This window comes from Paenibacillus sp. OK003, assembly GCF_900109515.1.
Taxonomy (GTDB): Bacteria; Bacillota; Bacilli; order Paenibacillales; family Paenibacillaceae; genus Paenibacillus; species Paenibacillus marchantiae.
In genome coordinates this window covers 323683-345025 of sequence record NZ_FOBD01000009.1, presented here as the reverse complement: position 1 = coordinate 345025, position 21343 = coordinate 323683, and the positions used below count along the sequence as shown (strand labels likewise).

General features: G+C 39.7%; 10 protein-coding genes and 1 other annotated feature. Of the genes, 6 read left to right on the top strand and 4 right to left on the bottom strand.

The window, feature by feature from the left end; all coding sequences use genetic code 11:
• Positions 1-369 precede the first annotated feature (369 nt).
• From BMW94_RS16755 to tyrS, 3 genes are all read left to right on the top strand, one after another.
• Positions 370-1686, top strand: a complete 1317-nt coding sequence (locus tag BMW94_RS16755; protein WP_091000157.1) for a nucleobase:cation symporter-2 family protein — start codon at positions 370-372, stop codon at positions 1684-1686.
• 317 nt (positions 1687-2003) lie between these two features.
• Positions 2004-3473, top strand: a complete 1470-nt coding sequence (locus BMW94_RS16750) for a protein adenylyltransferase SelO (protein ID WP_091000154.1) — start codon at positions 2004-2006, stop codon at positions 3471-3473.
• A gap of 186 nt (positions 3474-3659) precedes the next feature.
• Positions 3660-3881: a binding site (T-box leader), on the top strand.
• 119 nt (positions 3882-4000) lie between these two features.
• On the top strand, positions 4001-5260 hold the full coding sequence (tyrS, locus tag BMW94_RS16745; protein WP_063563092.1) for a tyrosine--tRNA ligase: 1260 nt from the start codon (positions 4001-4003) through the stop codon (positions 5258-5260).
• A 171-nt stretch (positions 5261-5431) separates the two neighbouring features.
• On the opposite strand, the gene BMW94_RS16740 is transcribed toward tyrS, so the two are convergent.
• From BMW94_RS16740 to BMW94_RS16725, 4 genes are all read right to left on the bottom strand, one after another.
• A complete protein-coding gene (locus BMW94_RS16740; protein ID WP_024630486.1) occupies positions 5432-5710 on the bottom strand; it encodes a YxcD family protein in 279 nt (92 codons plus the stop codon).
• Between the two features lie 5 nt (positions 5711-5715).
• Positions 5716-6219 (bottom strand): hypothetical protein, encoded by a 504-nt coding sequence (locus tag BMW94_RS16735; RefSeq protein ID WP_063563091.1) that lies wholly within the window; start codon positions 6217-6219, stop codon positions 5716-5718.
• 99 nt (positions 6220-6318) lie between these two features.
• Entirely contained in the window at positions 6319-6885 is a 567-nt protein-coding gene (locus BMW94_RS16730) for a PadR family transcriptional regulator (RefSeq protein WP_091000152.1), read from the bottom strand.
• 174 nt (positions 6886-7059) lie between these two features.
• Entirely contained in the window at positions 7060-7635 is a 576-nt protein-coding gene (locus BMW94_RS16725; protein ID WP_091000151.1) for a beta-class carbonic anhydrase, read from the bottom strand.
• Positions 7636-7860: 225 nt separating this feature from the next.
• Between BMW94_RS16725 and BMW94_RS16720 the strand changes: the two genes are divergently transcribed.
• From BMW94_RS16720 to BMW94_RS16710, 3 genes are all read left to right on the top strand, one after another.
• A complete protein-coding gene (locus tag BMW94_RS16720) occupies positions 7861-9375 on the top strand; it encodes a carboxypeptidase M32 (RefSeq protein WP_091000150.1) in 1515 nt (504 codons plus the stop codon).
• A gap of 464 nt (positions 9376-9839) precedes the next feature.
• On the top strand, positions 9840-17039 hold the full coding sequence (locus BMW94_RS16715) for a condensation domain-containing protein (RefSeq protein WP_091000149.1): 7200 nt from the start codon (positions 9840-9842) through the stop codon (positions 17037-17039).
• Entirely contained in the window at positions 17036-21328 is a 4293-nt protein-coding gene (locus tag BMW94_RS16710) for a condensation domain-containing protein (RefSeq protein WP_091000146.1), read from the top strand. Before BMW94_RS16715 ends, BMW94_RS16710 begins: the two co-directional genes overlap by 4 nt.
• Positions 21329-21343 lie beyond the last annotated feature (15 nt).

The window sequence follows — 21343 nt, the reverse complement described above, 5'->3', positions numbered from 1 at the left end:
ATGGAATTTGAAAAAGCTACCGCCTGCAAAATACAGACAGCAGCTTGAAGTTGCCTAACCTTTTTTAAATTGTCCTTTACAAGGGGTACATTTTATTTTCTGGCTGACCTTTTTTATGTTTTTCGATTGGGATGGAGTGAGGAGAAGTGAAGGTGTTCAGGTTTTTTTATGTGAGGTAATATAACGTTAAAAGAAGCTATGCTCATCCCTTTTTGTACAAAACGCCCAATATAATGAGTTCTATTTATAACCTGCAACAATTCTATGTTATGAATCATGGAACTTCCCTCAATTGTTTATATAATGTGAATCAACATAACATGATTTTGCAGCGGTAAAGGGATTCTTAATTACAGGGGGCAGGTAGGGATGAGAGAAACGAAGAGAATGAGGATTTTTTCACTGGGAATTCAGCACGTATTAGCGATGTATGCCGGGGCCATTTTGGTTCCGCTGCTTGTGGGAAGGGCGCTAAACCTGACTGCAGAACAATTGGCATACCTGGTATCGATTGACCTGTTAACCTGTGGTATCGCGACATGGCTTCAAGCACGAAAAGGGAAGTACTTGGGGATTGGCTTGCCAGCGGTTCTTGGAAGCTCATTTGTTGCTGTGACTCCCATGATTGCGATTGGATCACAATATGGAATTCCGGCCATTTACGGTTCCATCATAGCAGCAGGGATATTCATCGTAATATGTGCTGTCTTCTTTAGTAAAATCGTCAAACTGTTTCCTCCCGTGGTGATTGGAACAGTCGTAACCATTATTGGTCTGGCGTTAATTCCAACGGGCATCAAGAACATGGCAGGTGGAGCAAACAGTGAGAATTTCGGAAGTCTGGACAATCTGGCGCTCTCTTTCGGGGTACTGCTCTTCATTCTGGTGTTGAATCGATATGCTCGCGGCTTTGTCAAATCCCTCGCGGTTCTCCTCGGTATTATTGTCGGTACCCTCGTGGCTGCCCTCATGGGGAAAGTGAATTTCAGCTCTGTACAGGAAGCCTCTTGGTTTCATTTGCCCCAGCCCTTTTATTTTGGATGGCCTACCTTCGAAATCGGTCCGATCATTACCATGATTATTGTCGGCACGGTTGTCATTATCGAATCTACAGGTGTGTTTATGGCCCTGAGCAAAATCTGTGATCAACCGATTAACGAAAAGGATCTGGCACGAGGATACCGCGCAGAAGGTTTGGCATTTGTGCTTGGTGGTATCTTCAATGCTTTTCCGTATAACACATTTGCCCAGAATGTCGGTTTGGTTCAGCTCTCCAAAGTGAAAACAACCAATGTGGTTGTTGCAGCCGGGGGCATCCTGATTTTTCTTGGACTGATCCCCAAAGTTGCGGCATTTGCAACGATTATCCCCAGCGCAGTACTCGGCGGGGCAACGGTGGTTCTGTTCGGCATGGTGGTCTCATCCGGGATCAAAATGCTGCAACATGTGGACTTCAGCAAGCAATCCAATCTGTTGATCGTTGCTTGTTCGGTTTCACTCGGTCTTGGCGTCACGGCTGTGCCGGATCTGTTTGCCCAGCTGCCTCAAAGTATCCGCATTATTGTTGGTGATGGTATTATCACAGGCAGTCTGTGCGCCATTCTGCTCAATATCTTCTTTAACCTCGGATTTAAGAAAGAGAATCTGCCCGTACAGCCCGTACAGGCTCAAGAAGCACGTACGTAATGAATGACTTGTTAACAGACATGCGATCTGAATAAATGGAACAGACCCAAGACGGGTTTGATCGATGGGGGGGATTGGAACGACTCCCCTGGTCAATGAACCTCTTGGGTTTTTATTGAACTCTAAACGGTCTGCCTTGTATGGAAGTTACAGCAGGATGAATGCAAAAGGGATATAAATATGCTAAAGTTTCATCATGAACATCATACATGTTCTTTCAGTTGAATTTCCATGCGACTACATAAATGAGCATTGGTTCACAAGGGTAAAATAAACCAGGGATGTCCCCTGGTTAATGAAAAGGAGTTGTGATCACCATGCAACAAGAAACGCTGAAAAAAGGCTGGCACTTCGACAACAGTTATGGACGTTTGCCACAGACCTTTTTTACAAATCAGGGAGCGGTCCCTGTTCAATCACCCAAGTTGATCATCTTTAATACATTGCTTGCAGCCAGTCTGGGGCTAAACGCCGAGGCTCTGGACAGTGATGAAGGAGCAGAGGTGTTTGCAGGTAACCTGATTCCGGAAGGTGCCGAGCCTCTGGCTCAGGCCTATGCAGGTCATCAGTTCGGCAACTTTAATATGCTTGGTGATGGAAGAGCTTTGCTGCTGGGAGAACAGATCACACCACAAGGCGAGCGAGTGGATATCCAGCTGAAAGGTTCGGGAAGAACCCCGTACTCTCGCGGAGGTGATGGACGTGCTGCCGTTGGGCCAATGCTGCGTGAGTATATTATTAGTGAAGCGATGCATGCACTGGGTATTCCAACGACGCGAAGTCTGGCGGTTGTTTCTACTGGAGAAAACATTACACGTGAAACAGAGCGACCTGGTGCAATCCTGACGCGAGTGGCTTCAAGCCATTTGCGGGTAGCAACCTTCCAATACGCTGCCAGATGGGGATCAATTGACGATCTCAGAGCATTGGCTGACTACACATTGCAAAGGCATTTTCCTGATATTGCTGAAGCGGACAATCGCTATCTCCTGTTGCTTCAGGAAGTCATTCGGCGTCAGGCGTCACTTATCGCCAAGTGGCAACAGGTTGGTTTCATTCATGGCGTAATGAACACGGATAATATGGCCATCAGTGGTGAAACCATTGATTATGGGCCGTGTGCGTTTATGGATGCCTACAATCCAGCGACGGTATTTAGCTCCATTGACACGCAAGGTCGGTATGCGTATGGAAATCAACCGTATATTGGCGGCTGGAATCTGGCTCGGTTTGCCGAAACGCTTCTGCCACTGCTGCATGAGGATGAAGAACAGGCTGTACAGATCGCTCAGGATGCCATTGCACAATTCTCTGAATTGTATCATTACCACTGGCTCTCGGGCATGCGGAGCAAGCTGGGCTTGTATAATGAAGAGGCTGAGGACGAGGCGCTAATCAGGGATCTGCTTGAACTGATGGAGAAGCATAGTGCAGATTACACAAATACGTTTCTCGCACTGACCTTTGATACGCTCAACGGAGCTCCTTTATTCGATACTTCAGAGTTTGCGGAGTGGAATGAGCGTCGCCAGGCAAGATTAGGCAGACAGCAGGAAGGGAAAGAAGAATCGCAGCAATTGATGAGAACTAGCAACCCAGCTGTGATTCCTCGTAATCATCGGGTGGAAGAAGCACTGGACCGAGCGGAGAATCACGGAGATCTTAGTGTGATGGAGAAACTTCTTGCTGTTCTTTCAAACCCGTTTGCACATTCTACCGAACAGGCTGAGTACGCGGAACTGCCTACGCAGTGCGATACCTCCTACCGGACTTTCTGTGGAACCTGATTGAACACTTGTTATGAAGAGGCTGCCATTGGCAGCTTTTTCATTATCATCATGCCCACAGGAACTTGAACATGATGTCTTTATAAACTTTGGCGCAGGCACTCATCTGTTGCTCTATCTAAAGATTAAATACTTGGCCTTGCAATGATATTAACGTTCGGCTATACTGGCTATAAATTGAATACATGAATTACGTTGATAGAGCGCAGTAGCGGCTTTGTCCCTGTTACAGAAAGTCAGGGGTTGATGGAACCTGATACATACAAGGGCTGCGAATTACACTCTGGAGTACTTGGGTAATGCCAAGCGGAATGGCAAACGATATTTTGCTGAAAGCGGTATGGGCAGCGTGTGAGTTGTTGTCTGTGCAAGTTGGGTGGTACCACGGTTATGATAATCGTCCCTATGTCTATTGAAGACAAGGCGGCGATTTTTTTGTGTCCAAAAAAGCCTTACCCGGCTTAGCTCCTTGTGAATTAACGTAGATCATGGCCTAATACCAATGCATAGAGAAGGGGTTGCTTGTTATGAATATTATTGATGAACTGGAATGGCGCGACGCCATTAATCAACAGACAGATGCGGAGGGTCTGCGTGAGCTGACAGAGACCACGTCGGTTTCCTTGTACTGCGGAGTTGACCCTACAGGAGACAGCATGCACATCGGACATTTGATTCCGTTCATGATGCTGAAACGTTTCCAACTCGCTGGTCACCGTCCAGTCATTCTGATTGGTGGGGCAACAGGAACGATTGGTGACCCAAGTGGTCGTCAATCGGAACGTTCCCTGCAAACGTTGGAAGAGGTACAGGCCAATGTGGATGCTCTGACTGCACAAATGAAAAAGCTTTTCGTAACGGATGGCGACAATCAGGTACGTATGGTCAACAACTACGACTGGACACACAAAATCAATGTGATTGAATTTTTGCGTGACTACGGCAAGAACTTTAACCTCAACACGATGCTGGCTAAAGATGTAGTTGCGAGCAGACTGGAAGACGGAATTTCGTTTACCGAGTTCTCCTACCAGATTCTCCAATCGCTCGATTACCTGCATCTGTTCCAACATGAGGATGTACAGCTGCAAATTGGCGGTTCCGATCAATGGGGTAACATTACAAGTGGTCTGGACCTGATCCGTAAAAAAGAAGGACCAGAAGCAAAAGCTTACGGTCTGACGATTCCGCTTATGCTCAAATCCGACGGAACGAAATTCGGTAAATCCGCAGGGGGGTCCATCTGGCTGGATGCGAATAAGACAACTCCATTCGAATTCTACCAGTTCTGGGCGAACACGGATGACCGTGATGTAATCAAATACCTGAAATACTTCACATTCCTAAGCAAAGAAGAAATTGAAGCTTTGGCTGAAAAGGTAGAAACGGAGCCGCATAAGCGTGAAGCACAAAAAGCACTCGCTGAAGAAATGACGAAATTTGTTCACGGTGACGACATGCTGGAGCAGGCGAAACGCATTACCGCAGCACTCTTCAGTGGCGACATTCGTTCCCTTACAGCCGACGAAATCGAGCAGGGCTTTAAAGAAATGCCGACCTTCGAAACCGATGGTGAAGCAAAAAATATTGTAGATTGGCTCGTTGATCTTGGCCTGGAGCCATCTAAACGTCAGGCGCGTGAGGATGTCACCAAAGGGGCTATCTCCATGAATGGTGAGAAAGTTACTGAACTGGAATTCACGGTCTCTGCAGAGCACGCCATCGGCGGTAAATTCATCATTATCCGCAAAGGCAAGAAAAACTACAGTCTGGTGAAATTGAAGTAACCACAGGTTGCAGTATAAATCTTGGGAAGGTAATAGCAAAGCGAAGGCATTATCTTCCCAAGCAACAGAACACAAAAGGACCGTCTCCAATCATGTCAATGACATCATGGAGATGGTCCTTTTTGCATTCCATCCGCAAATGGATTATTCCTTATTGATTTATTAATTCATTTATTGATTCACAATCGCTGTGATCTCTTCATCCAGATCCAGTCTTACATTCTCACGGTAAGCCCGAATGTCGTATTCACTGTGCAGGTAGCGAAGGATCGCTTCAATCATGTTGGATTCGACCAGGTACTGACTGCGGCCTTGAATCCAGACTTCAGCGGAATATCCCGTATCTTCTTCCCAGCTCAGTTCCACATTGACATCGGTTGGGCGAACACCCTTGCGTTCAGCCATGTGAATACAGATCGCGTTGACAATTTCATCCATGCTCAGAACCATAGAGATTAGTACCGTCCGTTTCTGTTACGGTCATCATCATCACGATCATTTTTGCGGTCATAACGACCATCTGCTGCTGGTTTACGGCGATTCGTAATGGCTCTGAACAGGGCCATCGCGAGCATCACGATCAGCATAATTGCAGCTACGTTTACAAGCAATCCAAGAATGTTACCCAGAGCGCCCATGCCACCGAACAATCCGCCGAACATCATACCAGCAAGACCACCCAGCATCATGCCTTTCATAAATCCACCGCCACCGCCGAAGAATCCGCCACGGTTCGTTGTAGCTGCTCCATTGGAGTTATTATTCGTATTAGATTTGCTCACATTACTGTTGGAATCGGATTTCTTAGGTGTGTTGGTATAGCTTTTTGTTCCCGATTTGAAACCGCCACCACGTCTAGCATCAGCAGAATCTGGATTCGCAACTCCAACTGTTGCAAACAGTAATGTAAAGGCCATGAAAACCATCATGAGATGTTTAATTCCGAATTTTTTCTTCATTGTAAAGATCGTAACCCCCCGATTAATTTGTTTGATTACCCCAAAAATGGGCCTTACTCAAGTAATACGGTCAACTTGCAGGAACGTTTCAAATTTTGTTTATTTTTCTGAAATACTTGGACAAGGGTCCTGAATTGCCGTCTGACCATCGAGTAATTGGGTTACCCAGTTACACCATTCGATGCCCGTTTGTGCGTTCATTAACCCTTTTTGTACCAGAATGTAACTTCCGAATTCCCGACTGCCTACTCGCAGATTATCCTGAGGGATACGGGACTTCAAATCCTCGAAATAACGGATGCGTTCCATGAACCAGTTTTTGCGCTCATTCAGAATGCGTCTCATGCTTCCGTCTTCTGCAATGCCGACACATAAAATGCGCAGATTGAACTCGTCACGCGTAACCGGAGCGGTAACGGGAGTGATCATCCATCCCAGCAGTTTTTCAATACCTTTCTCCGTGACTGCATACATTTTCTTGTCTGGTTTGTCAGACTGTTGCACCCAGCGGGAGGCTAAAAGCTCATCGTTTTCCATTTTGGAGAGGAGGGGATAGATCTGACTGTGTTTGGCCTGCCAATGCGGCTGGATCTTCAGCATTAGATCATAACCTGATGACTCCTCGCGGGTAAGAAGCCCGAGCAATCCGTAGGAAAGTATGTTCATGCACATGTCTCCTTAATATTAGGGCTGGGCCAGCGAAAACAATGCAAATTGTTCTCATTGACCGCTTTCATAAAAGTGTACACTGAAACTGTATGGTTTGACAACCTGACAGAACAACTGCCTCAATTTAGACAAAAAAAGAGTGCGGACCCTGAGGTCCGCACCCAAAACCATTTAGAGAGATGTCTGTTGCCCATACCCATCTGCGACAAGATCAAGTTCACCAGTGTAGGAGTCGATGACCATGCCGTGGACGGGTACATTGGGCGGAAGCAATGGATGTTTCTTGATCACTTCCACAGTATGTTTTACCCCTTCTTCAACGCTGTCAAACCCGCGCAGCCACTTTTGTAAACGTATGCCCGAGTTCTCCAGTGTGCTCATAACTTCCTCGGATACACCTCGTTCAACCATATGTCCAATCATGGTCTCCGCGTGCAGGGAAGCCATACCACATTCCGTGTGTCCAACAACAAGTACTTCATCGGCACCAAGCTCATAGATGGCGACGAGAACACTACGCATAACAGACCCGAAAGGCTGAGAAATGATTGCACCAGCGTTTTTGATGATTTTCACATCGCCATTTTTCAGGTTCATGGCCTTGGGCAGCATTTCCACCAGACGGGTATCCATACAAGTGATGATGACCATCTTTTTGGTTGGAAACTTGCCAGCCGTATACTTTTCGTATTCTTTAGTCTCGACAAATGATTTGTTGTAAGCCAGAATCTCTTGAATGTTGTTCATGTCCATTGCCTCCTGTTATCCAATACGATGAGCACGGCCACTTGCATCAAATGCAGCTTGTCCTACGCCCTTTGGTTTTTTATTATACTAAGGTCAGCAAATTGCATTATTCCTCGGTTTGAAGGAATAATGCAATTTGCATCTGTCAAAAGTTGATTATACGCATTGCAAAAAGTATCATCAATAGGGAAACCAACATTTTTTTTGAAGAGGTGAATATTAACCATGGAACAACAAACACAGGAACAGCTGGAATCCTTCCTTAATCTGGCTCGCAAAATTAAGAGTTATCATGAAGCCATTGGTTTGCTTCACTGGGATCTGCGCACAGGTGCGCCCAAAAAAGGTGTCCCGACACGTTCGGAAACACTTGGTATACTGTCAACCGAAGCATTCAAACTGCAAACCTCGGCAGACATGAAATCCTACCTGGATACATTAACAAGTCCAGCAGTGCTGGAACAGCTGGAAGATATCGACCGCCGTCAGGTGGAAGATTGCCAGAAAGAATATAATCGCAGTCAGTCCGTACCACCGGAAAAAGTACAAGCGTATACCGTACTTACCGCCAAATCCGAAACAGCTTGGGAAGATGCGAAGCATAATAGCGATTTTGCAGGTTTCTCTCCCTACCTCACCGATATTGTGAAGCTCAAACAAGAGTTCATTGACTACTGGGGTGTGAAAGATACTCGTTATGATACCCTTCTGGACATGTATGAGCCTGAACTGACGGTGGAAAAGGTGGATGCGGTATTTGCCCGTCTCAAAGCCCGTTTGGTGCCCCTGCAAGAGAAGATCAACGCGTCGGCCAACAAGCCGGAGACAGAGTTCCTGAACCAGCTGTTTGACAAGGATCAACAGGAGAAATTCAGTCTGTTTATTCTGGGGCAAATGGGTTACGACTTTGAAGCCGGCAGACTCGATGAGAGTGTTCACCCGTTCGCAACGGGTCTGAATCCAGGCGATGTGCGGATCACGACAAACTATTTGCAGGATGATGTGACAAGTGCGGTCTTCAGTTCACTTCACGAAGGCGGACACGCCCTGTATGAGCAAAATATTGACGACAGTCTGGCTGGTACTCTTCTTGCTGAAGGAACGTCCATGGGTATCCATGAATCCCAGTCGCGTCTTTGGGAAAATATGATTGGCCGTAGTCTGCCATTCTGGACGCGTTATTATAAAGATCTGCAGCAGCACTTCCCTCAATTAAACGAGGTTGAGCTGGAAGACTTTTACCGGGCAATTAACCGGGTTGAAAGCTCTCTGATCCGGATTGAAGCCGATGAGCTGACGTACAATCTGCATATCATCATTCGTTATGAAATTGAGAAAATGCTGTTTAACGAAGGTCTGGAAGTCAAGGACCTGCCGGAGACCTGGAATGCAAAATACAAGGAATATCTTGGCGTTGTACCGCCGAATGATGGTATGGGTGTACTTCAGGATGTTCACTGGTCCGGTGGTGACTTTGGTTACTTCGCATCATACTCACTCGGCAATATGTATGCTGCACAAATTCTACATACACTGCGCAAAGAAATGCCGGAGTTCGATGCCCATATTGCCGAAGGTAACCTGATTCCTATCAAGGAATGGTTGACTGACAAGATTTATCGTTATGGCAAAAGCCGTACACCTTCCGAACTGATTGTGGCCGTAACGGGTGAAGAGTTGAACCCGGACTATTTGGCCGATTATCTGGAAGAAAAATATGCCGAGATTTACAAGCTGTAAATTGAATTGACAGGTGCTCAAATACCTGCTCCACCATATCTGAAAAAACTCCTAAGCCAAAATGACGAGCTGGCTTAGGAGTTTTTTTTTGAGTCTATTTGCTCAATCAGACTATTTATATCAAAATACTACGAGCGTAAACTGAGGGGGAATTGCCCCTTAAACATGTGGAATTGGGGAGAGAAAATTACTTGACAATGGGAAATTGGAAGGATACCATAAAAGTGATTCTACACCTTTATATGGAAATAAAACTTGTAAACTACAAATTATCCAAATGGGCTGGGTATCCTTTCATCTCATTGCCTATTCGATAAAAGATCTAATGATTTGACTTTTATTTTATGTGTTCGACACCATGTTTTTATGCAAGAGTCAAGCTGTATATGTAGATGTTTTATCAGTTTGATTATCATTATGAAGTATTCATTAAGAGGCTGGAGAATGAGGGGCGCTGAAAAATCATGAAAATGAATCTAGTAAAAGAAAATGTGATTTTAGCCACAAGCAGTGAAGCGCAATTGTATTTTTTATGGAACAAACTTGCTTTCAAAAAATTATATACAGAAACTTGGGCTTTCAAATTGGAAGAAACAATTGACCTATTTAGATTATCTGAGGCAATAAAATTAGTATTAAATTCAAATCCAGAATTGCAGACAAGTTTTTTTATGGACAACGGTATAGTAAAGAAAGTACTGAAATATAGACAGCCAGCAATTTTTATTGAAAGTAATAGAACAGAGTCAATTGAGCTGTTCATTGAAAAGCTCAAATCTTATTCTTTTCATTTAGAAAATGAGCCATTAATTCAATTTTATATTTGGTCAAATAAGGAAAATAAAAAATATCTACTAATCAATTCGCATCATATCCTCACAGATGCTTGGACGAAAAATCTACTCATAGATAGGGTAATGAGGCATTATTACAACAACAACGCAGAAGAACAGAAAAAGACTGAAAAAAATCCAAGTAAGCCCAAATTAATAAGTGATGAAAAAATTACAAAGTTTGAAGCTTATTGCAAAAAGCTTGAGCAGGTGCAAAATAGAATCAACTCATATCAGTCGAACCAGGAATTGCATACCGGGTTTGTTCAGACTTTTGAACTGGATCAAGCAAGTATTGGACAGATCACGCGATTTTGTACAGAAAATAGGATATCTGTTTTTTCTTTTTATTTAGGATGCTTTTATTCATTCATTTGTACATATAGTGGCGAGAAAAAAATCAGCATTGGTATCCCGTATGCTAATCGTCAGTCGGCTGAGGAACAGCAGTCTTTAGGGTATTTTGTTAACACATTACCTTTCGGTATGGAACAAGAAATCAATGAAATGGTGACAGACCAAGTCGAGTATTACAGGAAGATTCAACGTAATATATTTGAGGTTTCTGCTTTTCAAAGAATATCCTTATCCGAAGCTTTAAAAGGGACTAACAGAGATTCAACACTTTTTCATACAGTATTTAGCTATCAGGAATCTCAAGCATTTGAAGGTGTTCAAGAAGAGATAAATACCAGTCAGCTTGGAGCAAAATTTGAATTGACGGGAAATGTAAAAAAAAATGGAGAAAGAGTTTTTTGTGAATTAGAATTTTCTGATGAGGTATGGACGTTAGAAGAGAGTGATTATTTTACAGAAGCATTTAAGTTCTGGCTACAGAAAGCTATACATACAGATTTAGAGGAACTTGTTAAATCACCATTACCTTGTCGAAATGAAAAAATACTATTAGGTGCTGAGAATGAAGCTGATTCTTTTAACAATATTTTTGAAAGATTTTTAGATGTTAATCGAAAGAAAGGGGATAATGCTGCACTTATTCATAATAATGAAATATATACGTACAAAGAATTGCTAGCTAAAATAATGCTTTTCTCTAGTGCACTGGAGCAGTTAGAGGTCAATGAACATGATTTTATTTCGTTACAGCTCAAACGCAGCCCAGAAGCTATTGCGCTGATTTTAGCATTGGTGAAAAAAGGAATTTGCCATGTTCATTTAAGTCAGCATTATCCAGCGGATCGCATTGAATATATACTTTCAGACAGTCGAACAACACTTCTGATCACAGATGATAATACAAGCCTTTTTTCTGCTTGCATCAAGATTCCTGTTTATACCATAGAGAATCTCGTTGCAGCAGGAAAAAAAGAACTGACCTCTTATCAGAATATAGAATTTACTCCTTCCAAACAATTCGCAATCATTTATACGTCGGGTACAACTGGTAATCCAAAGGGTGTGAAAATCACCCATGAGAATATATTGAATTTCAGCTCGAATTTTAAGAACTTGGGTTTTACAGAATCGGATATTTTTTCGCAATCTAGTTCATTTACTTTTGATGCCTGGTATTTTGAAGTATGGCTCCCAATATTAAACGGCGCATGCATTTATATTATCCCAGATCCTATCACAGATAAGAATAACTGGGATTTTAATAGCGAAAAGTATAAACCAACGATATCTTTTTTAACAACATCATTATTCAATTCATTTGTAGAGAATGGTGTAATAAGGAATTTTACTAATGCAAATAAAATTTTTATCGGCGGCGAAGCGGCTTCTGTTAAGTATGTGAAGAGGGCACAAAAATTATTGGATAAAACGATGATATACAATTGTTATGGACCAACAGAAAACACTACGTTTACTACCGTATACCCAATAACACTGATTCCCAATGATACGATCGCTTTGGGTCTTCCGCTGAATAATGTGAGAATTGGGGTTTTAGGCTCTGGCGGGCAATTGTTACCAGTAAATTGTTTGGGGGAAGTTGTAATTTCCGGTAAGAGTCTGATGGACGGTTATTTTAGACAACCAGAATTAACTTCTGAAAAATTAGTTGTTTTGAATACAGATCGTGGACCCCAAATGTTTTATAAAACTGGAGATATTGGAAAGATTGGTTTGGATAATTATTTACACTATAAATCTAGGAAAGATCGACAAGTTAAAATCCGGGGATTCAGAGTGGAACTTTCTGAAATTGAAGCAAAAGTATTACAAATAGAGGGCGTTCATAAATGTGTTGTGTCTTTCACAAAAGATGGACTAAAGCGAAAGTTGACTCTTTATTATGAAGGTATCTGTGAAAGAGAATTGTTAAGGAAAGAAATAGATGACGTATTACCAGCGTATATGGTTCCAAATGAGATTGTTCAGGTAGCGCAAATACGTTTGACGGTTAATGGGAAGTTAGATAAAGAATCGATTGAGATATTAGGCAATCAAGTATCAACCGTTGTAGAAATAAAAGAGTGGTCACCTATTGAGACAATTATAGGGCGATCTATTGAAGAAATCATGGGTACTCAAAAATTAAGTAACACAGATAATTTTTATGAACTAGGAATTGATTCGATTGTTTCTATGCAAATATGTGCTAGTATACAGTCCGCAGGTTTGCAAGTTTCAGTGTCTGATCTTTTTAGTTATCAGACGATTCAAGCATTGGCTGACTATTTAACAAAACAACAAAAAGAAGAAGCCGAAGAGCCTGTTTTAACCATATGGAAGGAAAATAAACTTTCTCCGATACAAGAGTGGTTTTTTGATTCTCAACCTGAAGCTCCATCTCAATGGAATCAATCGGTTGTAATCAAATTATCAGCAGATATTTCAACAAAAACGATAATAAGCGCTTTGAAACAACTTATTGATGAGTATATCATTTTTCATTCTGTGTTTAGAGAAGTACAGGGTGAATGGCGGCAAATTATTCAACTCGAGCAACAAAATTACTTTATTGAGTGGTTTGAAGCAGAAGATAATGTCGCTGTCGAAGCAATTATTGCTGAACAACAAAAGAACCTAAGAATAGAAGAAAAGAATTATCAGTTTTCAATTATTCAGACAGGTTCGGAAATCTGTGTTCATTTGGTTGCTCATCATTTGATTATTGATGGTGTTTCATGGAGAAATATATTGAATAAACTCTCGTATAAGTTGAATGGACGTGAAGAAGCTATTGAGACTAGAACGTTTAATCAATGGATTAACTACCTCGACACTTATGAAGTATCTGAACATAGTAAACGCTATTGGAATGATTGTAATGTAAGCAGGAAAATTGATTTGTTTGGTGCTGTTGGGGATTTAAGAGAGGAAAGCTGTACATTTACAAAAGCGGAGACCCAAAAATTCAAAGAGATCATACATAACAAATTCTATAATGATGTTGAGGCCGCACTTCTTGGTATAACGGTTCATGCATTGACAGATGTTTATAAAGAGAAGAAAACATTTACCGTTCAGATGGAAGGGCACGGAAGACCTGTTGACCAGTCAGGTTTTTCTACAGCAATCGGATGGTTTACTAGTATTTATCCATTTAGCGTTTCTAAAGAAACAGAAGTGGATCATACGATTGCAAAGCTGCATACTCAACTACTGTCAATTCCTAATAAGGGATTGGATTATCCAATGTTGAAGCCTTTAAACTTCTTTTCTGACTGGACTTTTAATTATATGGGAGAATTTAATTCCAATAATTACAAAGACTTTGATATTATTTCACTTTTTAGAGCGGATGATTTTGGCGTTGATACTAATTCCATTTATCATTTATCGATTGTTCCAATAATTTCAGATGGTCAATTAGAAGTAAGGATCTCTTATGATTCTAAGAGCTATGGCTCTGAGACAATCACAAAGATGGTAACAACATTTAAAATGCTTATTAAAGAGTTTGTTGAGGAACAGCATCCAGTATTTTTACCGGCTTGTTCTTTGCAAAAAGGAATGCTGTTGCAAAACATCAAACATCCTGATTCAGGTGATTATGTGATTCAATGGCAAATTTCTGTAGATGAATTAGATATTAATCGATTGCAACAGGCTATATCTAAACTGGTAGCCTCCAGTGAGGCGTTAAGAAGTTCATTTATGATGATTGAGGGAGAAGCTGTTCAGATTATCCGAAGTATAACAGAGATACTTTCATGTAGTGCCATTCAAGTTTTGGATTGGTCCAACATTCCAGTAAGAGAAGGAAATGAACGTGTCGCTAAGTATCTGGAAAGCCAAAGATTCATCCCATTTAATAGTTTAAAGGGTCCATTATTTCGCTTTCATCTCATGAAGATGAATGATGGGTATGTACTGATTTTTGAGAACCATCATTTAATTTTGGATGGCTGGAGTATGAGTTATTTATTTAATCGATTATCGGAATTTTATGAAAATCCTTCTCTAACTATAAATTCAATAGAAAGATATAGTTTATTGAAAAAAAATATTGAGAATGAGAAAAAATATTTGAATTTAGAAAATTGGTGGCAGGTTCTGGCTGATTATTCTCCAGTTGAATTACTAGATATGAGAAATACGAGTGAAAAGAATAATACAGTTGTCAGGAAATCAATACATGGGTTAACAGGTGTTTATGATTATTTGAAGAAAAACAGATTGACCATGAACCAGTTCTTTCTGTTAGTTTGGTCTATTACGATCTCACAGCTTTTTGGAAAAGAGGATGTGTTGTTTGGAGTAACCAATTCAGGAAGAAATTCATTCAAAGAAAAGGATTTTGAAACTATAGGCATGTTTATATCAACTTTGCCATTTAGAATCAAGAAGCTTGATTGTGTGACTGATGTAGAGGAGCTGATTGATCAAGTTCGGGAGAATACGTTAAGGATTCAAGAATTTGACCGGATTTCATGGCTGGATTTGGCTGAATATTTTGCGGAGAGTCCCGAAATACAGATTGGTTATGTTTTTGAAAACTATCCGATTTATACAAATTCAGGGAAATTTTCTATGCAGAACTTTCAAGGTAGAGAGCAAATAGAATTTCCTCTAGCTTTATCTGTTACGGAAGCAGATGATCGGATTGATTATGAGCTGCATGCTAAAACGAATTATTTTAGTGAGGATATGCTTAAAAGTGCAACTTTATTAATAGAACAGATTGCTTACCTACTTCAAGGCCAAGGTGGGTATCCTGAAATTATTTCGAAGTTGCACGGGAATTTAGAAATTTATCCTCCAGTAAAAGCACAGAGTAGCTCCCAAAAAGAGTTTTCAAAAGAAATTGAAAGTCATCTTAAGCGGTATTCAAAACGAACCTATATTCGCAGTTCAAATCGGAACATGACTTATAGAGAAACTTTGACACTTGTTGTGCAGTTGATTCAGACAACAGGACTCTCAAACGATGATACTGTAGTTGTTCTTACTGAGGACCGGTTGAAAAAAACGATTTACGCGCTAGCTTGCTTTATTTCAGGGGCTGTATATGTCCCAGTATCAAAAGAATTTAATACAGAGCGTATCCAGTATATTATTGAAAATTCTTCTGCAACGTGCATGTTTACAGAAGAAGGGGCATTCACTAGATTATGTTCACCCCAGAGGAATAATAGTTTTGCTTATATTATCTACACTTCTGGGACTACTGGAAAGCCTAAAGGTGTAATTGCTACGAAAATAAATATCCAAAATGCATTAGAAGCAATGTTGGAGGTTAATTTAGTAAATAGTTCAGATGTTCTGTATCAGAATATTTCAATGACATTTGATCCTTCAATCATGGATATTTTACTACCGTTATATACAGGTGCTTCTATTTATATTCCAGATAAGCGACTTTATGGTGTGGAAATGGAAAAAGTGTTACGAGATGAGAATATTACAGCTATCACAATTACACCATCATTAATCAGAGTGCTGGAGTTAAACGATGTTCCGTCACTAAAAACGATTATGATCGGTGGAGAAAAACTTAGATACTCTGATATAAAACATATTCCAGAAAAAGTCTTAATCTATAATTTATATGGCCCGACAGAAACAACGATTGTTGCCAGTATGTTCAAGATAGATTCTACAATGAGAACACTTGATCAAGTCTACTCAATCGGACAGACGCTTAATCAGTTGAATGGCTACTGTATTTCAAAAAGTGGCATAGCTTTACCTTTAGGAATGCCTGGAGAGTTAGTTCTGGAAGGCTCAATGGTTTCTGCTGGTTATACAGATAGAGCATTGACCAATAAGGTATTTGATTTCAATGAAAATACTGTCGAAAAAAACCGGTACTATACAGGTGATATTTGTTATATTTCAAGAACTCAGTTAATCCATTATATCGGAAGAAAAGATCGACAAGTGAAGCTTAGAGGATACCGTGTAGAACTTAATGAGATAGAACAGTCCATTGCTAGGGTTCCTGGAATTAATAATTTCCAACTATTGATTAATGATGAAACAACGACGCTCTTATTAGCTTATATCGGTGAAAAGCCAGAAGAGCTTGTCACACATGAATTGAACAAATTGCTGCCAAGTTATATGGTTCCTTCGATCATCAGGAAGACTGCTCAATTCCCACTTCTTGCAAATGGAAAAATCGATCATCGGGCATTGCATGATCTGCTCAAAGTCAAAATTGAAGATCGAATAAAGGATACAGTAAATAAAAGCCAGCTTTTCTGCGATGTTATGGGGATTTGGCAAGAGGTATTAGCGCTTTCTTATATATCTGAAGAAGATAATTTCTTTGAATTGGGTGGTAATTCACTAACTGCGATTCAGGTAATTAGAAAAATTAATGAAAAAACAGAAAAAAGTGCAACGATTCAGCAGTTATTCAAAGCCAAAAGCTTTGGATCGTTTATCAAAGAGATTGAGGAGGAAAACAAATGATGGGTAAGGTAGTTGGATTAAGTCCTCTACAACTAGGTATTTGGAGTCGAATTCAACTTTACAAAGAAAATAGTGAATATGAAATTCCTCTATTGATTGAAATTAATTCTGAGATTTCAGGAAATGAGATAGAACAAGCCTTGAATTCTGTAATTGAATACAATGCTGCTTTGCGGGCAGAAATCATAGGCGATGTCCACCCCATGCAAAAAATCCATGGATTTCGGCCATCGCGGTTAGTGAAAGAAATCGTGACTGATACGAACATGCAGGATGCGTTAAGAAGCTTTTTGGACAAACCTCTATCCTTAGAAAAAACGTTAACAATGTATAAGTTGTTTATAGGGGGAAAATGTCAGATTTTGGCCTGTAAATTCCATCACATTATTTCGGATGGTCATTCTGTTGAATTATTTGAAAGAGAGTTTAGAGGCTTACTTGCTGGTCAACATCTAAAAAAAGATAAGGAACTTTATCAGCACTATTTAGAAGGTGATCGAAATACTCCAGAAGATGTTTCAGCTTATTGGGATACCTATTTAGATCAGCTTATGACCCCACTGGAGGCTCATAAAAGAGTCTCCGGTAAATCACGTAGCATCTTGCGAACTGATCTTCAGTTATCAGTCAGCCAGTTGGAAAGTTATGCTTCTCAAGTCGGCAATAGTGTATTTACTTCTGGTTTAGGAATTTATCGTATGTTTCTTAGTCGTTTTTTCGGCAAAGAAAATTATGCTATTGGTTTACCAATAACTACACGAAAAAATGAAGCAGAAGAAAATACATTTGCATTTATGGCAAATGTATTACCTTTATTGGTTCCGCTTGAATTTGAGCAGACAGGTAGTCATGTCCAACAATTGACGCAAACAACAGTGTTAGATCTAATCATGAATAGTAGCATTTCGGCTACAGAAATCCAAAAGAAACTGGATGGAAAATATAAACATGGGAAAGAAGCACTGTTAAAAACGATTTTTGATTTACAACAGGAATCAGAAGATAGTTGGGTTGCACTAGTCAGAGAAAGCTCTACAGAATCAGAATATCCGTGGCTATCCAATCTTATCTTAAAACAAGGAAAAGTTTATTTTGAAACCAATCATGAATGTTCATTTTATCCAAAATGGTTTTTAGAAGAGATCCACAAGTCATTTCAAGTATTTATTCATTCGGTTATTGAAATGCCCCATGCAAAAATCAACGAATACTCTTTATTGAGCAAATCGCAAAATACTGAAATTTTGTCGCTAGGACAGATTGCTTTATCTCAGAAATCTCATCAGGTGGAGTCAGAAGAACTGTTTACTAACTATAAATCGCAACATCAGACGATTTTATATAAGGATAAGCTTGTTACTTTTAATGTGTTAGAAAACTATTTAAAACAATTTAAGCAATTTTTACATAAGCATCGTATAAGAATTGGAGCAAAATTTGTTGTCTGCACAAAAAATAAATTGATTGGGAGTATTCTTTTCTACTGTATCCAAAAAAATCATGGGTGTTACATTCCGATTTCAAGTGAAATGCCGGTTAAAAGAATTAAACAGATAATTATTGAAGCTAACCCTATGATCGTGATCTCTGATTGGTTAGATTTGAGTCAGGATAACCACCTGAGATTGACCGATGATACGGAGCTGGCCTCATTGGCAATGAAAGAAGTAAAGGTTTCAGTAAATGATACTACCAAGTATTTAGACGGAATATCCTATGTGATTTTTACATCGGGATCTACAGGTAAACCTAAGGGTGTGCCAATCTCTTATAAAAACTTGAGTAGTTTAGTTGCACAGTATAAAAAATTTAATGTTATGAGTACGGATATTGTTGCTCAAGTTGCCAGTTTTTCGTTTGATGCTAGCTTATTTGAAATGACTTTGGCATTTCATAGTGGTGCTCAATTAGCTATTTTTGATTCCTCTATGGGCTATGAACATTTTCCACAATTTATTCAAAAGGCTGGTGTTACGCATTACTTACTAACGCCAGATTACTATTCTGTATTAGATTTTTCTGAATGTCACAGTTTAAAGTGCATCCTTGTTGGCGGTTCGGCTTATCGTAAAAATAAAACAATTCCTAACCATACAGTTGTCTATAATGCCTACGGTCCAAGCGAAGGTACCATTATTACGTCGGTTAAAAAAATGAATGGCAGTGCTGAGCCAACGAATATTGGGCGACCATTGGAGAATTCTGGAGTCGCTTTGCTGAATAACCGGGGAGAGCTAGTTCCTCATGGAGTAACAGGAGAAATTTGTATTACTGGTCAATCTATGTTTTCAAGCTATTTAGATTCTGATTTACCTATGTCGTTTCAAACTATTTGTATTGAAGATATAGACTATTTGTTTTATCGAACAGGAGATATTGGTTATTTAGATGAAAAATGGGATATTCATTTTGTGTCAAGAAAACAAAACCTTGTGAAAATTCGAGGGAATCGAGTTGATCCAGAAGAAGTCTCTCAGTTAGCAATGTCATTAGGTACTGTATTCAATGCCGTGACCATAGTTGAAAATAATGATCTAGCAACCTTTTATATTGGAACAGCAGCAACCCAAAGGTTAGAAAAGCTGTTTCAGGAGTATTTGCCCTCTTACATGATTCCAAGTTATATTCTGCAACTAGATGCGATTCCTGTAACTATTAACGGAAAAACAGATTTTGAACAATTATCAAAATTGATTACTACGAATGATTCTGACATATTTTCTAAAGTAGAGGAAGAAGTTAATCATGATCTGTTGGAAGTAACTATTTTAAAAGTTTTTCAAAAGATTTTGAAGAATGATACGTTTAGTTTGCAGTCGAATTTCTTTGCAGAAGGAGGCGACTCTATTCAAAGTATTCAAATAGCAAATGAACTTCAAAAAGAAAGTTTAAACATTTCTTCTCTGGATATTATAAAATGCCAAAACATTCAAGAGTTATGCGAAAAAGTTCGGACAAAGCAGCGGGATTTTAATCAAGAGCCAGTTGTAGGTGAAGTTGATTTACTCCCTATTCAGAAATGGTTCTTTAGCCATTCGTTCTCAAATATCAATCATTGGAATCAGTCTGAGAGATTTACCATTACAGGGGATTATACGAAAGAACAGCTGTTAACAGTGTATGAACAAATCAGATTAAAGCATGATAATCTGCGTAGTCAATTTCTATTAAAAGAACACCAGTATATAAATGTAATTAGAGAGAATCGAAAAGAAGATATCGATCAGGAGTTTTCATTTTATGAAGTTTCCAAGAACTTCTCAGAGAACGAACGTAATCAGTGGATTCGTTCTGTTCAGGCAGGTTTTCATGAAGAAATAGCTATCCAAGAAGGTAGTTTATCCCGAATTGGCTTCTTTCAAATTTCTAAAAACAGTTTTGTAGTAGTTTGGGTGTTGCACCATTTGATTTGTGATAATGTCAGTTGGTTGATTCTGAAAAATGACCTTTTGTACGGTTTGGAACTTATCGAACAAGAGCAGCCGCTTAAACTAACTGAGAAAACGACTAGTATCAAAGACTGGGCTGATTATTTAAGAAATATGAAGCTGTCAGAAGAAGTAATCCAAAATTGGCAGGAATATCTTCCAGAAGATAGTGATTTGACAAATGGTTTTATTACTGAACCAGGCAAAGAATTATTTGAAACGTTTATCGAAGAAATCGATGAAGAACTGACAGAAATCCTTAAAGATTTTGCGAAAGAGAAAAAAATAGGGCTCGATTTATTAATCTTTTTATTATTTGGGAAAGGTCTCTGTCAAGTGTTGGATCGACCTAGCATATGGCTAGCTAGAGAGTTGAATGGTCGTACCGTACATCCAGAAGATGTTCAATTAAATCAAACCGTTGGCTGGTTTACTTCAATACATCCTGTAAAAGTTGTTGACTTAGATAATCTACATGAATTTGTATCAATGAATCAGTTTGAAGTAGAGAAAATTTTTATGAAAGGGTTTGATTATCAATTTTTGAATGAAAGTTATGTAACGCCTAATATTTCCTATAACTATTTAGGTGATCTGCCTGAAGAAATTGATTTGTCATTGTTAAATGAAGTTCCTGATATCAATGGGTTGGATTTTTTTGATGAACTTGCTTTGAATGTTGGTAAACAGGGAGAAACGTTAACTTGTGTGTTTTTGACAAAAGAAAAAAACTGCAACTTGGTTAAACAGATCATGACTGCACTGGAAGAATCTATTCAACAACTGACTAAAGAGAATAAGAAAAATGTTTTTGGGATTTCGACCAATACTTTAATAGAGCTAAATAGTTTGTTTATATAGAAAGTTTAAGTGAGG

Coding starts and splice junctions, on each gene's coding strand:
- BMW94_RS16755 (WP_091000157.1), top strand. CDS start 370: ATGAGAGAAACGAAGAGAATGAGGATTTTTTCACTGGGAATTCAGCAC.
- BMW94_RS16750 (WP_091000154.1), top strand. CDS start 2,004: ATGCAACAAGAAACGCTGAAAAAAGGCTGGCACTTCGACAACAGTTAT.
- tyrS (WP_063563092.1), top strand. CDS start 4,001: ATGAATATTATTGATGAACTGGAATGGCGCGACGCCATTAATCAACAG.
- BMW94_RS16740 (WP_024630486.1), bottom strand. CDS start 5,710: ATGGTTCTGAGCATGGATGAAATTGTCAACGCGATCTGTATTCACATG.
- BMW94_RS16735 (WP_063563091.1), bottom strand. CDS start 6,219: ATGAAGAAAAAATTCGGAATTAAACATCTCATGATGGTTTTCATGGCC.
- BMW94_RS16730 (WP_091000152.1), bottom strand. CDS start 6,885: ATGAACATACTTTCCTACGGATTGCTCGGGCTTCTTACCCGCGAGGAG.
- BMW94_RS16725 (WP_091000151.1), bottom strand. CDS start 7,635: ATGAACAACATTCAAGAGATTCTGGCTTACAACAAATCATTTGTCGAG.
- BMW94_RS16720 (WP_091000150.1), top strand. CDS start 7,861: ATGGAACAACAAACACAGGAACAGCTGGAATCCTTCCTTAATCTGGCT.
- BMW94_RS16715 (WP_091000149.1), top strand. CDS start 9,840: ATGAAAATGAATCTAGTAAAAGAAAATGTGATTTTAGCCACAAGCAGT.
- BMW94_RS16710 (WP_091000146.1), top strand. CDS start 17,036: ATGATGGGTAAGGTAGTTGGATTAAGTCCTCTACAACTAGGTATTTGG.